The following is a 14,590-nucleotide window of genomic DNA, read 5'->3' as shown; positions in this document are numbered from 1 at the left end:
ACACCGAACGGACCGATGAGATTCCCCCATCCCAGCCGACGAGCGGCCGGTCCTTAATCAAGGGTTAAGCTGGGGCCGGGGCGCCCCACATCCCCAAAATGGGGGATACGGCGGCAGAAAGTTTCAGAATTTAAGGTGTTAAGGATAACGATCGGAGTGTCGCGCCGCGCCACAACCAGTAATGGCGTCGGATGCACTTTCGCGCATGCCGATACGACTTCATTTCATCGTCACGGAACCCGCCGGTCCGCTTCGAAGACGCTCCAGTCCGTCGCCGCGGCGGCCGTCTGCAGTCGCGGCAGCAGCCGCGCGATGTCCGTCGTGACGCCGTCGCACCCCGCCAGGATCTCGCCGATGGCCTCCAGACCGAAGTGGCCGGCCATGCCGCGCAGCCGGTGAAGCTGGGCCGCGATGGCGGGCGGATCACCGTCGGCCGAGAGCTCCGAAAGCCTTGCGAGCTCCGCCTCGAGGGCCGGCCGCACCGCCCGCAGCAGGTCCTTGGCCTCCGGACCGAGCAGGGCCCGGAGCTCCTCGACCCGCCCGGCGCCGCGCGTGGGACGGGAGCGCACGCCACCGCGGCCCAGCGCCCGCAGGCCGGCCAGGCTGACGGGCTTCTCGAGGACCCAGTCCACCCCGGCCGCGTGCGCCTGGGCTTCGAGCGATGGCTCGACCCCGGCGGTCATCAGGACGGTGGGCGCGCCGGTCGCCACCGCCGCCCGCGCCACCTCAAGGCCGCTCAGGCGCGGCATCCGCTGATCGAGGAGCACGAGGTCGAATCGACCCTCGGCGAGCCGGCTTTGGGCCTCCTCCCCGTCGCGCGCCTCCACCACCTCGCAGCCTTCCCGGCGCAGCAGCGCCGCCAGCACGTCCCGGCTGAGGTCGGTGTCTTCCGCCAGCAAGACGCGCAGACCCTGGAGCTCGCCCGCCCGGGCCGGCTCCGCCAGCGGCGCGGCTGGCGACGCCCGGATCTCGAACTCGAAGGCCTTGCCGCCTTCGGGCAGGCTGCGAACTGCGAGGTCGCCGCCCATGGCGCGCGCCAGATGGCGTCCCAGGAACAGGCCGAGCCCGAGCCCGCCGCCGTCGCCGCCGCCGCCGCGCTCGAAGGGCTCGAAGATGCGCAGGAGCTCGGCGTCGCTCAGCGCGCGTCCCTGGTCGCTGACGGTGAAGGTGAAGCGGCCGGCCCCGGCGTCGGCGTCCAGCCCCACGCGGACCTCGCCTGCGCCGTGCCGCAACGCGTTGGCCACCAGGTTGCCGAGCACCTGCCGGACGCGACTCTCGTCGCTGTCGATCCAGACCGCGGCCGCGGGGCCCTCGTAGGCCAGGCGCCGGCCGGCGGCGCGCGCCGCGGAGGCGTGCAGCGCCACCACCGAGCGCGCCGCGCCGCTTGCGTCGAACGGCGCGCGCCGGACCTGCAGCACCCCGCCCTCCAGGACGCCCAGGTCGGTGAGGTCGCCCACCACCCCGGAGAGATTGAGCAGCGCCTTGCGCAGGTTGGCCACGTCCAGCGTCTCGCCGCCTTCGGCCAGCTCCACGAGGCCCAAGGCGCCCTGCAGCGGCGTACGCAGCTCGTGGCCGACGGCGGCCAGCAGCCTCGACTTGGCGCGGTTCGCCCGCTCGGCCGCTTCGCGCGCGGCGAGCAGTTCCAGCTCCCGCTCGGCGTGCTGGGCCTGCAGGTCGGCCACCATGGCGGACAGCGCGTGCTCGGCGGGACTCGCGGCCGGCGCGCCGAACCGGGCCGCCAGCAACCCGTCGGCGCCCAGCGCCTGCCAGGCCGCCACGGCGCGGCCGCGCCAAGCCTCGCTCAGGTCGCGCGCACCGAGCATTTCGGCGCCTTCGGCCGCGGCCGCCGCCACGAGACCGCACTCCAGCAGGCACTGCGAAACCTCCGCCGCGCGCACCGCCTCGCCATAGGCGCGGAGCGCCGCGGCTCGACGGCCTCGCGCCCGCAGGGTCTCCGCCTCCAGCAGGCGCGCGCGGTGCAGGAAGTCGCCGGGATTGAGCTTGGCAAGCCGGCGCAGGTTCCAAAGCGCGAAGCCAGGCGGCCGCCCTCCGGTCCGTAAGAGCGCGAGGCCGGTGGCGAAGGTCCAGATCTGGCTCTGTGCCTGGAACGGCGCGGGCGTGAAGCGCGGCCAAGTGCGCCGTGGCATCTCGGCCACCGCGGCGTAGCGGCCATAGAGCACGCCCAGCAGCGCCTCCAGTGCGGTCACGGCGCGCCCCGTGTTGGCCAAGCCTTCCGCCTGGAGGAGGCGTTGCGCGCCCTCCAGGTCAAAGTGCGCCCCGTCCAGCCGCCAGGCGCTCTCGCCGCCCTCCACTAGCTGGGCGATCAGCTGCCGTAGCGCGCGCACGTGGGGGATGGTCGGCGTGTCCTTCAGGCGCTCGGCCAGCCGCACCGCGCCATCGGCCAGCTCCACCGTGGCGTCCAGCCGGTCCTCGCTGAACAGGGCGTCGAGCACCCGGTCGCGGTTGCCATAGGCGGCCACCGCCAGGTCGCCGCCGGCCCAGGCCAGCGCCTCCATCTCCTCCCCGCGCGAGCGGGTCACCGGCCTCGGGCGCGCGAACACATGGCCGAAATTCGAGGCGTACTGCTTGGCGATGGCGCGCAGGGGCTGGTCCTGCGACTGCAACCGGTCCGCCGCCTCCGCCCAGGCCGCGGCGCGCCGGTACGCCCCGAAGGCGCAGCACAGCAGGGCGAGCGTCGCCGCGCCGGCGGCTGTCCCGTAGACCACGCGCGACGACAGGGTCCGCGTCACCAGCACGACGACCAGCAGGGGGTCGCGCTCGAACAGCAGCGAGCCGATGCCGTTCATGGCCCGCATCATCGGGGCCTCGACCGCGAGTTCCTCAGGCCCGAGCGGCGCCACGGCCCGGCGGGGGTCGAGGGTGAAGACCCGCACGACCGCTCGCGCCAGGTTGATCCCCGTCACCCGGCGCGGCAGCCGGACGCCCACCTTGGCCAGCACCTCGCGGGCCGTCTCGAGCGCCGCGTCCAGGTCTCCGGAGGCGCGGCGGGCGAAGACGCGCATCTCGTCGGCCGCGGCCTGCTCGGCCGGGCTGGCGGCGAGGGCGGCCATCTGGTCGGCGAACCGGCACGCCTTGGCGTGGTCTCCACGGCTGATCGCCGCCGAGGCGGCTTCGGTCAGCAAGGCATAGGTGAAGCCGGCGCCGCGCAGGGCCAGGCCAAGGCCGGCGCGCACGAAGACCTCCGCGGCGTCGCGGTCCCCGCTCTGGCGCGCGGCGAAGGCCCCGTCCGCGAAGGCGTCCCGCCACCAGTCGGCGTCCACCGCCTCGATTCCGCCGTCCAGCCGCCGCCAGAGCATCGCCATGCCGCGCTCGCCGTCACCCGGCCGCACGCCCTCGCGCCGCAGCGACTCCGCCAGCCGCGCGGCGAGCGCGGCATGCGCCTGCGGCGGCAGGTCCGCCAGCACCTCGGCGCGCAGGCGGTCGTGGGCGTAGCGGGCGTGGCCGCCGCGGCGGCGCACCAGACCGGACGCCTCCAGCTGCCGCATCGCCTCATCGCCGGGCCCGGCGTCCAGGCCGGCGGCCGTCCAGAGGTCCTCCAGCAGCATGTCGTCGCCATAGACGGCCAGCAGCCTGGCGAGCTCCAGCGCCGGGGCGCTGGCGTCGCCGATCCGACGTACGAGCGCCCGGGCCGCCGCGCCTGCGAGCGCGGGGGCGCCGCGGTGCGGGTCCAGCCGCCAGCCTCCGGGCCCCAGCGTCAGCGCCTGCTGCTCGAGGATGCGCGTGGACTGCACGAGGTCGAAGGGCAGCCCGGCCGCTGGTCCCAGGAAGGCCACCACCTCGCCCGCCGCCGCGCCCTTGGGGCCGAGAAGTTCCGCGGCCAGCGCCAGCTGGGCCTCGCCCGGCAGAGGGCCCAGGTGCGTCACCAGGGCGCCAGGAGGAAGCGGAGCGAAGGCCTCCTCCTCGCGCTCGCTGGCCAGGATGCGGGTCATCGGCAGCGACGGTTCGGCGGCCAGGCGCGCGTAGAGCCGGCGGGCCTGCTCGCCCGCCCGGCCCCAGTCATCGATCAGCAGGAGCACCGGCGCGCCGAAGCCCTCCAGCCAGCGCAGCGCCTGCACCACAGCCTGGACGAGGCGTTCGCCGGCGCGGTCGGCAGTGACCGGCTCCGCGCCGCGCGCCGGGGCGAGGCCGCGCAGCAGGCCCGAGGCGAGGCGGGCCAGCACGGCGGCGTGGTCCCCCAGGCTCCGCCCGAGGTCGCGCAGCCCGGCCGCCGGGTCGAACAGCTGGTCCAGGCCGGACGCGATCGCCTCCTCCAGCGCATGGATCAACGGCTCGAGGTCGCGCCCGGCCTGGCCCTGGGCGTACTTGCCGGCCCCGCAGAGCGCGCCCTGGGCGCGGCTCTGGCCCAGCGCCTCGCGCAGCAGCGCGCTCTTGCCGCCGCCGGCCGGGCCGCGGACCACCAGGATGCGGACCGAAGGATCGGCCAGGGCGGCGAGCAACGTCGCCAGCTCGGCGGCCCGTCCGTGCAGGCGGGGCGCGGCGTCGGCGTCCGCGACCACATGTGGGGCGATGGCCATGGCCGACCTTGGCCCACCGCCCGCGCGAGGCGCATCCCCCGTTTTGGGGACGGGTGTCATTCCTCCGCCACGACGGGGCTCCCCAGGCGATAGCCGAAGCCCGGCGCGGTCACGATCAGCGGACCGTCAGGGGGCGCCGGGAGCTTGCGGCGCAACCGGCTGACGAGCGCGTCCACCGAGCGAAGGTCGCCGGCCCCGCGCGCCACGGTCTCGCTCAGCGCCTCGCGCGCCACGATCTTCCCGTCGGCCAGGGCCAGCTTGTGCAGCAGGTCGAACTCGCCGCGGGTGAGCGGCACCTCGCCCTCGCCGCCGATCGCCCGGCGCTCAGCCGGGTCGAGCACCAGCGCGCCCAGCCGCAGCCGCCCCGGGCGGCCGAGACCGCGGCGGCGCGCGACGCTCCGCACCCGGGCGGCCAGTTCCTCCAGGTGAACGGGCTTGGCCAGGAAGTCGTCGGCGCCGTCGTCCAGGGCGGCGATACGGGTGGCCACCTCGGAGCGCTCGCTGACCATGATCACGCCGACGCCGCCGGCCTGGCGCAGCTCCCGGGCGTAGCCAAGGCCATCCTCGCCCGGCAGCTCGATGTCGAGCAGGACGACGTCCGCGGGCGCGGCCCGGAGCGCCGCGCGGCAGGCCTCGACGCAACTGGCGCCGCGGACCTCATGGCCCTGGCCCGCAAGGTACCGGACGAGGCTCTCCCGCGTCAGCGGTTCGTCCTCGACCACGACGATACGCAACCCCCCGGTCACTCTGAACAAACTCCCCAACGCTCCCGGACGCTCTGCAGGCGGACTTTCCCGGGTAACTTCGTTCGATCTCGAAGGGGATTTGACGGCCTGTCAACACGCTGTTCATGGCCGCCGCGCGTCAGGACGACGAACCTGCAGCCCAGTGAAGTGCGGGGGATGCAGAATGCTGCCGGACAATCGTGCGTCGCGCGGAGCCTCGGAAGCGAACTCCGACCGGGTGGTCGCCGCGTTCGCGCGAGCCTCGGAGACGCCGGACGGCTGGCGCGAGGCGCTGGCGGTGCTGGCCGCCACGCTCGGCGCTCGCGCCGCCTGGCTGGAGGGCCGCGAAGACGGGCGCCGCTGGACCATCGCGAGCGGCCACGGCCAAGCCGGCGTCAACCCGCGCCATTCGCACGAGGTCCTCGCCCTGGCCTGCGCGCCCGGGCTGGAGGTCGGGCTGCGGCTCGACCGGGAGGCGCCGCCGCCCCGTACGCCCCGCCTCGAGACGCAGCTGAACGCCGTGGCGCAGGCGGTGCACAATCATGTGGCGCTCGAGGCCGCGGCCGTGCGGATCGCGACCCTCATGGTGCGCCGCACCGGGGTCCAGCCGGTCGTCTGCACGCCGGAGGGCCTGGTGCTGGAGGGGCCGGAGCCTTCGGCCCTGCGCCACTCGCCGCTGCAGCTGGCCGGCGGGCGGCTGTCGCTGGCCGAGCGGGCCGACGAGGCGGCGTTGCGCGAGGCGCTGCACGACGCCGCCACGCGGGGGATAGAGCGCGTCCTGGTGCTCGGCCGGCGCACGGGCGCGCCGCTGGTGGTGGACGTCCTGCCGTCGCTTCCCGCCCGCACTGTCTGCTTCCGCCGCCAGGCCGTCCTCCTGCTCCGCGAGCGCGCGGCCGGCGGCGCGGACCGCACGCCGGTCCTGCAGGAGCTCTACGGCCTCACCTCGGCCGAGGCCGAGGTCGCCATCGCCATGACCCAGGGCGCCCCGGTCTCCGACATCGCCGCCAGCCGCGGCGTGGCGCCCTCCACCGTGCGCGCGCAGGTGAAGGCCATCCTCTCCAAGGTCGGCGTCGGCCGTCAGGTGGAGCTGGTGCAGCGCCTCGCCGCCGTCTGCTGAGGCGGGCCCGATGCCAGGTTGTGGTGGGGACGAGTGGTAGCTGGGGACCGCTACAACCTTACGCAGACAGAGGCCATTCCTATGCAAATTGCCTGCTAGTTGAGTCCGCCAACGCCAGGAGCAGACGTTCGCCCCGTCGCCGAAGGCGGAACTCTGCAGGCTAGCCTCCACTACCACCACCGTGCGCTAGCGATACTCTGCAGCGGACTGCAGATGTCTTGCGGAGAATGATGGATGAGTCCTTCTAAATCGATGGCGGCGTACACGGTTTACGCCATGCCCGTGTCTCGCAGGGTTACAGTCCATCGCCGAGGCTGCAGTGCGTGGGGGAAACCCATCAGTGTGCACCTCGACAACTGGCAATTGCCGCGCCTGCACACCGACCTAAACCTCCACCAAGCCTGGAAGCTGGCCGACGAGGAGGGGAAGAAGGTTGGTGCTCGCATCGTGAAAGCCTGCGGCCGTTGTTTGCCAGACCCGCGACCTGGCCGGTCCGGTGAGTAGACTCGACGCACGCGATCGCAGCACCCCCGCTCCGTTACGCTACGCCGTACAGCTCAGCGCGAGGAACGGACATTGGCGACCTTCCCGGAAGCCGACCTCATCGCGACTAGGCCGCCCCCTCTGCGCAGGTAGTAGCCTGCACCCGTGCGCTGATCTGCAGGGCCGGCCGTCAACCTCTAGATGACGCGACGCAGCGGCATCTCACGTGGAGCTACGGAGCTGGCGCGAGGACTATCCTTTGCTGGTGTATTGCGCCCGGCGTTCAGTACCTTCCTCGGCATGAAGGGGCCCTCCCCAGATCCCCAGTCCACCCGCAAGTAAATCTTAATACGAGTTCACGATATTCCCCACGATACTGCGCGTCCGGTTCGGGGGTTCAAGTGCAGAGCATCGTAGAGGCGCTCGAGTCTTACGAACGCGAGACCCGCAGGCTCGCGGCGACCCTGGGGACCACCGAAGAAACCTTCTACCCTCCCCTCCGCCAGCTACTATCCACCGCACTGACTGCGCTTGAGCTTCCGTTCGAGGTGCGCACAGGGACGAGCGAGTCACGCCCCGGCCAGGGACGCGACCGGCCCGATTTCGTGCTCGCCGACGGCCCACTCGTAGCGGCTTACGGGGAAGCCAAACCTCCAGGCGCCGACTTAGCGATGTTGGCGTTATCCACGGATCGGGACGACCAGATCGGCCGCTATTTGGCTCGCACTGGAGTGGTCGTCGTCTGCAACGTGCAAGCTGTCGGTCTCGTACTCTGCAGGCCCGGGTACAACCGCGCTGCCGGGGATCGCGTATCTCCAGAGCATCGTGAACTCGTCCGTTGCGGCAACCTTTGGTCAAGCGGGGACAGCGCTCGGTGCGCTGCGGCAACTGAACTCCTCCAGTTGCTGGAGGTTGCCCTGCTGGACAGCGTTCCCATTGGCGAACCATCCACCCTGGCGCGGGTACTGGCGCTCCAGGCGAAGGCCGCGAAGGCGGACCTGCCCACCGATTTGCGAGGGCTAGAGTCGCTCCTTGAGGACTACAAGGACGCACTCGGACTGAGCTTCAACCTCGACGAGGAAGACGGACGCGAATTCTTTAGATCCACCCTCATTCAGACCGCATTTTACGGTCTCTTCGCGGCGTGGGCTTTGTGGCAGCGGGAAGACGACGGCACGGAATTCAACTGGGAGCGCATCAATCGCTATCTCAGAATTCCCTTCCTCGCTGGCCTCTTCCACGAGTTCAGAAACCCAACTCGCCTGCGCCACCTGAATCTTGAGACGCATCTTGATCGCGCCACTGAAACGCTGAACCGCGTCAATCTGGAGGTCTTCCGAGAGCGTATGACCTTCCCGTCCCTGGCCGATGGGGACGTTGCGAGCGCCGCGCTTACCTACTTCTACGAGCCGTTCCTCGAAGCGTTCGACCCTACCCTCAAGAAGACGATGGGAGTCTGGTACACGCCCCCCGAGGTGGTGCGCTACCAAGTTCGGCGCGCCCATGAGCTGCTCAAGACGAAACTCGGCCGGCCGCTCGGGCTCGCGGACGAAAACGTTGTGCTCCTCGATCCGTGCTGCGGCACGGGGGCGTATTTGCTCGAGGCTGCGCGATGCATAGCGGACGAGCTGAGAGAAAACGGCGAAGGCAGCCTTGTCGGGCTTTCTCTGCTCCGCGCCCTCACGACGCGAATATTCGGCTTCGAAGTTCTCACAGCACCGTTCGCGATCGCGCAGTTGCAGCTCTACGTGCTTCTAAGCGATCTCAGAGCGCCGCCGCCGAACAACGTGCGGCTTGGGGTATTTCTAACGAACGCCCTCACAGGCTGGCGTGACAGGCGCCAACTCCGCCTCAACTTCCCCGAGCTTCAGCAGGAGTTCGAGGCGGCACAGTCTATCAAGCACGACGCCGACATCGTCGTCGTCCTTGGCAACCCGCCCTACGATCGCCAAGCCGCCGTTCGCATGGAGGAGGAAGCAGGCCTGATAGACCACTACAAAGGCCTGACCTATGTCGAAAGGCGCACGCGCAGCGGCACCACCGAATTGGTGCCTGAGAAGACTACCCTGCTGTTCCGCCACTGGGGCGTTCGGAAGCAGCTCCTGAACGACCTTTATGTCAGGTTCTATCGACTGGCAGAGCGCGAGATCGGAGAGGAGCGCGAGTACGGCCTGGTGTCTTTGATCACCAACTCGTCATGGCTGACGGGTCGATCCCACCCGATCATGCGCGAGTCGCTGCTGCGCAACTTCCATGAGATCTGGATCGACAACCTCAATGGGGACAAATACCGCACGGGCAAGGTGATACCCGAAGGTCTGCCGCACGCGGGCACCGCGGATCAAAGCGCCTTCACCACTGACAACGACCCGCGCGGCATACAAACGGGGGTCGCCATCGGCACCTTTCTCAAGCGCGGAGCCCGCTTGACCGGACCCGACGAGACTATCGTTCACTATCGGGATTTTTGGGGGCGAGCGAACAAGAAGCGGAAGCAGCTCACAGGTGAGCTCACGCCTCCGCCATACGAACGCCTCCAGCCCACCAGACAGGGGCGGTGGCGCCTAGCCCCGTATTCCGAGGTCGCCGGATACGAGGCATGGCCAAGCCTCGAAGAACTTTTCCCCACACGTATTCAAGGCGTGAATCCCAATCGGGGCATCACCGGCAGTCTGATCGATGTAGATGCCGAGGCGCTCGCAGCGCGGATTGAAGGCTACATCACGGCTCCCGACTTCGAGGCCGCCGCACAAGCCTGTCCTGGCCTCGCGATTCCGCGCGCTCGGTATGAGCCTTCCAAGATTTGGAGCGCGCTTTCCGATCTGGGGTTCGACCGCGGCCGGCTAAAGCCATATCTGCTCTTCCCGTTCGATCAGCGGTGGATCTACTACGAAGATCGCCTCAAGCTTCTGAACGAGCCGAGGGAGATCCTCGGTGCCAACCTGGAAGACGCCTGCTTCCTGATTGCCGTGCCAGAGCCCCGGAAGGTGTCGGAGGCGAAGCCCCTGTTCGCCCGCACACTGTTGGATCTGCACGTCCACGATCGCGGATCAGTGGCAATTCCCGCTGTCGTCAAAATCGATGACATTGGCGGTGCCAAGATCGCGAACCTGGCCCCTGAAGTTTGGGCCGGCTTGCGTCGCGCTTGGGACCTGGATGGGGACCTCGGCTCGCCCGCAGCGCAAACAACCGCCAAGCGGCTCATCTATAGCTGCGTCGCTCTTCTCAACTCGCCGGCCTATTGTGCCGAGCACGCTAGCGCTCTGTCGGCAGACTGGGCACGAGTGCCGTTACCGCGAGATGCTGCTTTGGCCGAGCGCTTGTTCGTCGTCGGCGAGAAGCTCGCCGGACTGCTCGACTGCTCGTCTGATGCTTCCCCTGTGGCCCGGGAGCTTTTGGATCGTGACGCATTGCGCTCCCTAGCGGTGCTGCAACGCTCCGACGGTCGGCCGCTCTCGAGCAACGACCTTGGCGTCACGATCTCGTACTTCGGTGCCGCGCCCGGTCGATATGTCGCCACTACCAACGGAACCGGCAACCTCTGGATAAACGAGCAAGTATTCTTCTCGAACGTCCCACGCGCCGTTTGGAAGCGCGAATTCGGCGGCTACTCGGTTCTTAAAAAATGGCTTGGCTATCGGCACGTGAGCCGGACTGGTGGAAGATCACTCTCCGTCGAGGAGCACCGTTGGTTCAGGAACGTGGTCGTTCGCCTAACCGCTCTGACTGCGATGGAGCCGCTTCTTGACGGCTTGTATGCCGAAGCTTCGGCTGACGCGATCGCATTCGGAGCTTCCGAGGCGGTCGTGGCGGCCGCCGAATAGTGTCAGAACTGCTTCTCAGCCAAAGGGACAACGGCACCGCCCAAAACGCCAACTGATGTCCGCTCGTGGACATTTTCGGACATCGGCGCTGGACGTGAAGCGAGGTTCAAAGGCTCTGCCAGCCGTTCGCTCCAGGCGCCGTAGACATTAAGCCTGCTCAGGCGGGCGTCGCGAACTCTGATCGGAAGAGCCATGCTGTCTGATGCGGATAATCCGACAGCCCTTCCGCTATTCGGTGGCTCGAACGAGCCCCTCGACAAGCTGCTTGCTCATTTCGAAGATCTCCCTCAGACGATTTAAGCCCATGGAGTTGCTCCCGCCGTGAGCAACTGAATTTCTCACGCCGTAGGCGGAGCTTATTCCCTCCCTAACGTCGTCGTTGCTCTCTACGAATGCACAAAATCGCCGATACCATTCTGGATCAAATCTCGCGAGGAGCTGCGAAATGGCCTCGCAATCGTAATTTGTTCCGCGTTGGAAATGGGTCTTTATGAAATTCAGCACCCGATCCTGAGCTCGATATTTGAGACGCTCGGTGACGATGATCTCCACCGAGCGCTCCACGAAGCCGCAAACCAAGACTGCACCGAATCGCGCTAAAGCGGCCCGCACGTCATCCGGCACATCTTTGTCGTGGGCGCGAGCGATGAAGCGCTCGATTTGATCAACGCGACTCTCTAGTTGCCGCCGCATCAGATGCCAGCGAACGCCTCACGGCCCAACCGCAGCCGGGTCTTCACGTTGTCCTCGTCTGCAGTTGCGCGTTCCCACGCCTTCTTAAATTCGGCACTGGCAAGAAGCGCGTCATAGGCCATTGCCACGGCTTCGGGGGGCGGTTCGTTTCCCGTCGCGATGCGCTGGGCTAGTCCGGTCATCACGCCGTCAAAAACAGCCGCGTTCAGTGGCCGCGAGGGCCGGAAAGCTCTGCCATCTAACGCCTTATCGACGAGCGCAATGGTGGTGGAGAACACCTTTTCCAGCGATTGCAGCTCTTCCTTCGGCTGCTTGTTCATCTTGGATGAAAAATCATTTAGGAACTTGGCCATTGGACGTGAGTATTGATCGCCCGATCTATACATGGCGAAGAATCTGATGATTAGCTCTTCGTCCTTCGACCTCTTGTTCGGCTCTCCTCCGAACACTCTTCGCCAATCTTCGTTGAGATTCAAATTCTTTACGAGCGTTATGAACGGTCCGGCGCTGATACAATTTCGAATCTCCTGCGGAGATAATCGGATACCGCCAGAATTGATCCTCTCGAATACGAAGTAGATACTGTCGAGAACGTCAGCAGGATGATCCTGTTGGAAAATAGTCGCATGAACTATCGAGTCATCGATCTTCAGTTGATCAGCCGGATCTAATTCGGAATATGTTTTTCCATTCCAAGGCTCACGAATGCCGCCTAAGCGGAACTTCCGCTCTCCAAAGAAGCCATCGTAGAAGGCTTGCAGCGTGCGAAGGCGTTGCTGGCCATCGATCACCAAATGTTTGTTTGTTTCAGTCTCCTTGTATAGAAAGATCCCGGGAACCGGTAACCCCATCAGAAGTGACTCAATGAACTTCGATGCATGCCGCTGAGACCACACGAACCGGCGCTGGAAGTCGGGGATCGTGAAAGACCCTGCTCGCATCCTCTTGACGAGCATATCGACCGTATAATCTGCACCATAGCTAGTTATCGAGAACTTCTTAATATCGGTCGGCTCCAGCAACGACTCATCTTCGATGCCTTCGGCGAGCGAAATCTCGAATTCATCTTGAGACCCGACTTGGTCATCTGAGGCATCTTGATCCGTCATCGTTTCACCTTGTGCGGTCCACGACTTTGCAACCGCATTCTCTAAATTGTGCAGGCCGATTCAGCTAGCCAGCCATGTAGGCCAGCTTAGCCGACAGCACACCGGATGCCATCGGCGAGCGAGACTGCTTCGAGGCTAGCACCAGCACGGCACCCTCCCCTTGCCAGCTATAGGTGAAGCCGTCACTCAGCGTTTGGGCGTGGGATCGGCTCAGGAGCAGACCTTCCCAAGGTCTCTGAAGAGTCAGTTGCAGACGTTGGGATGCGGCTCAGCGGCTATCGTTTGGAACGCCTTCGCCATGCGGGCGCCTATCGCTTAAGCTCCGCACACGACTGGGGAGCGTCCGATGCGAGCTACGTTCGGTGCAGCGACGCTTGCTGCCGCTATCGCCTCTCACGCGGGGGCTCAGACCAAACCCCTACCGCCTCGATCTGAGTTGTACACCATCGAGTACCTGGTTGGGCACGACGGCCGTCTCTTGCACGCCCTGAAGGGGATCGATGACAAGCAGCAATGTGAGAACATCGACACCCGAAACATCTCACCGAGGACGGTCAGCGCTAACGGGATGCGCTTGGTGAGCGACGCGCTTGTCCTCTCACCGCAAGGCACATTCAACTACTACCTTTGGATAATCGAGGGGTCGGGCGTCCACACCGTGTTTAGGGCGGGTTATATCCTGAAGAACTGCACCCTAACCGAGACGCGCAGCCAGCAGACCTACTACTCCGGCGACAATCGCTATCGCGAAGCGGCAGCCGCCTACAATGCCCTGCTTCGCGCCGGCCTAGCCGCACCCTAGGACTCGGCCGGTCCAAAGTGCCGCGGTCGTCGCGGCGCAGCTCGGCCCCAGCTTCTAGAAGCGAGCTTCGAAGATCGCCCGGCGTATGCCGGCGACTTGACACCCTGGTTCCCACGTAGAGACGTTCGCTGGATGCTAGTAAGCGAATGACTCGTGCGGGTACGCACGGGGGCTTCTTACACCCTTATGGCGTCCCAACGCGTGAGCCTTAAAGGCCTCTCACAATGAGCATGGGGCGCTTCATATTGCCGTCGATGCTCGTCTCAATGCGCTCCACGGCCTCGTAGAACGTCCAGCTATCGCTCAATCGCTGCAGCGTGACGGTGTGGGCGTCGCACCCGATGACCCTGCACTCACAGCCTTCGCGATAGCCCCGTTCAACATCCCGGCGTGTGCCACCGAGGCGATGACCAAGCCCGATGACCGTGATGGCCGGCACTTCGCGCATGCGCAGGATTGCTTCGACCTTGCCGTGGCGAGCGTCGACCATTTCGTCAAAGAGACGCTTCGAGGCTTTCACGCTCTCCGAGCCCTGGCGCACGTAGGCCGGGCCGGAGAAGTGAGGTTTGTCTTTACTTGCGTCCACGACAACGGCCACGACGTCTCTGCCATCGACCTTCAGCACCACACATTGAGGAGTGAGCGGCGGGTAGCATTCTTCGGCCGCTTCCCTCACACGCTTCTGGAGAGCGTCGGCATTCTCGCACCCTTCGACGGCCCCCTTGTCGCCGATGCCGATGAACACCACGCCGTGCTGACCCTCCGGCAAAGTGTTAGCGAATGCGGTGACAGCCTTACGGATATCTTGTGGCTTGACGCCCTGCGACTTGCGCTCGACGAAGCTATCTTCGCTCGAATTGAGACGGGCTATCAGCTGTTGTGGCGTCATACGTCCCTCGTTTGCCCGGCAGTGGTGAGATGGACCGACAAGGTGCGCTTACAATCCGTGCCGAGGCCATAGCGCGCGAGACAAGCTTCAGAGCGTGCACCGTCGCGGTGCAGACCTCCCGAACGTCACCCGCGAGGCAGCAGGACCTCGGATCCGGGTCGCAGAACGGACCTTCACCCGCCTGCATCGCGTCGGCGGATAAGCGGTTAGGCACAGCCTCATCGATCATTGCGCCTGACGTCCTGCCAGGGTGTGGGGGCGCCCGGCTCTCGATAGTGCCTCCCAGCACACCGCCCCATACGGATCGACCGTCAATCTCCAAGAATCGGTCCAGCGAGTGTTCTATGACGAGGATCTCGGTCTCTGGTTAAATCGGCAGTTGGCTGCATGACCCATCGCAAGCCACTTCATTA

Annotated in this window: 8 protein-coding genes; 3 read left to right on the top strand and 5 right to left on the bottom strand. The window is 66.6% G+C overall.

The features are described from left to right. Positions 1 to 230: 230 nt before the first annotated feature. Positions 231 to 4,535 carry an ATP-binding protein gene (locus VM685_RS11250; RefSeq protein WP_325460240.1) on the bottom strand — a complete coding sequence of 1,435 codons (4,305 nt, stop codon included), beginning with the start codon at positions 4,533 to 4,535 and terminating at the stop codon, positions 231 to 233. 56 nt (positions 4,536 to 4,591) lie between these two features. Beyond that, positions 4,592 to 5,281: a response regulator transcription factor gene (locus tag VM685_RS11245; RefSeq protein ID WP_325460239.1), complete on the bottom strand. Its 690-nt coding sequence runs from the start codon at positions 5,279 to 5,281 to the stop codon at positions 4,592 to 4,594. A 163-nt stretch (positions 5,282 to 5,444) separates the two neighbouring features. Between VM685_RS11245 and VM685_RS11240 the strand changes: the two genes are divergently transcribed. Both VM685_RS11240 and VM685_RS11235 read left to right on the top strand, forming a co-directional pair. Next, entirely contained in the window at positions 5,445 to 6,377 is a 933-nt protein-coding gene (locus VM685_RS11240; protein ID WP_325460238.1) for a helix-turn-helix transcriptional regulator, read from the top strand. Between the two features lie 1,385 nt (positions 6,378 to 7,762). Continuing rightward, positions 7,763 to 10,684: a type ISP restriction/modification enzyme gene (locus tag VM685_RS11235; protein ID WP_325460237.1), complete on the top strand. Its 2,922-nt coding sequence runs from the start codon at positions 7,763 to 7,765 to the stop codon at positions 10,682 to 10,684. 228 nt (positions 10,685 to 10,912) lie between these two features. On the opposite strand, the gene VM685_RS11230 is transcribed toward VM685_RS11235, so the two are convergent. Further along, positions 10,913 to 11,377 (bottom strand): HEPN domain-containing protein, encoded by a 465-nt coding sequence (locus VM685_RS11230; protein ID WP_325460236.1) that lies wholly within the window; start codon positions 11,375 to 11,377, stop codon positions 10,913 to 10,915. Then, the gene (locus VM685_RS11225; protein ID WP_325460235.1) at positions 11,377 to 12,486 is read right to left on the bottom strand and encodes a DUF262 domain-containing protein; all 1,110 of its coding nucleotides are present in this window, start codon (positions 12,484 to 12,486) and stop codon (positions 11,377 to 11,379) included. Before VM685_RS11225 ends, VM685_RS11230 begins: the two co-directional genes overlap by 1 nt. A gap of 436 nt (positions 12,487 to 12,922) precedes the next feature. Here VM685_RS11225 and VM685_RS11220 point away from each other — a divergent pair, with 436 nt between their 5' ends. After that, entirely contained in the window at positions 12,923 to 13,288 is a 366-nt protein-coding gene (locus tag VM685_RS11220) for a hypothetical protein (RefSeq protein ID WP_325460234.1), read from the top strand. 208 nt (positions 13,289 to 13,496) lie between these two features. Here the strand turns inward: VM685_RS11220 and VM685_RS11215 are convergent, their stop codons facing one another. Then, positions 13,497 to 14,177, bottom strand: coding sequence for an ATP-binding protein (locus VM685_RS11215; protein WP_325460233.1), 681 nt, complete (start codon positions 14,175 to 14,177; stop codon positions 13,497 to 13,499). Positions 14,178 to 14,590: the final 413 nt, after the last annotated feature.

The organism is Phenylobacterium sp. (assembly GCF_035539035.1).
Classification (GTDB): Bacteria; Pseudomonadota; Alphaproteobacteria; order Caulobacterales; family Caulobacteraceae; genus Phenylobacterium.
This window is presented reverse-complemented; position numbering and strand designations above follow the sequence as displayed.

What these genes read in the sequence shown, in the direction of transcription:
- VM685_RS11250 (WP_325460240.1), bottom strand. Translation starts at nt 4,535, where the DNA reads ATGGCCATCGCCCCACATGTGGTCGCGGACGCCGACGCCGCGCCCCGC.
- VM685_RS11240 (WP_325460238.1), top strand. Translation starts at nt 5,445, where the DNA reads ATGCTGCCGGACAATCGTGCGTCGCGCGGAGCCTCGGAAGCGAACTCC.
- VM685_RS11230 (WP_325460236.1), bottom strand. Translation starts at nt 11,377, where the DNA reads ATGCGGCGGCAACTAGAGAGTCGCGTTGATCAAATCGAGCGCTTCATC.
- VM685_RS11225 (WP_325460235.1), bottom strand. Translation starts at nt 12,486, where the DNA reads ATGACGGATCAAGATGCCTCAGATGACCAAGTCGGGTCTCAAGATGAA.
- VM685_RS11215 (WP_325460233.1), bottom strand. Translation starts at nt 14,177, where the DNA reads ATGACGCCACAACAGCTGATAGCCCGTCTCAATTCGAGCGAAGATAGC.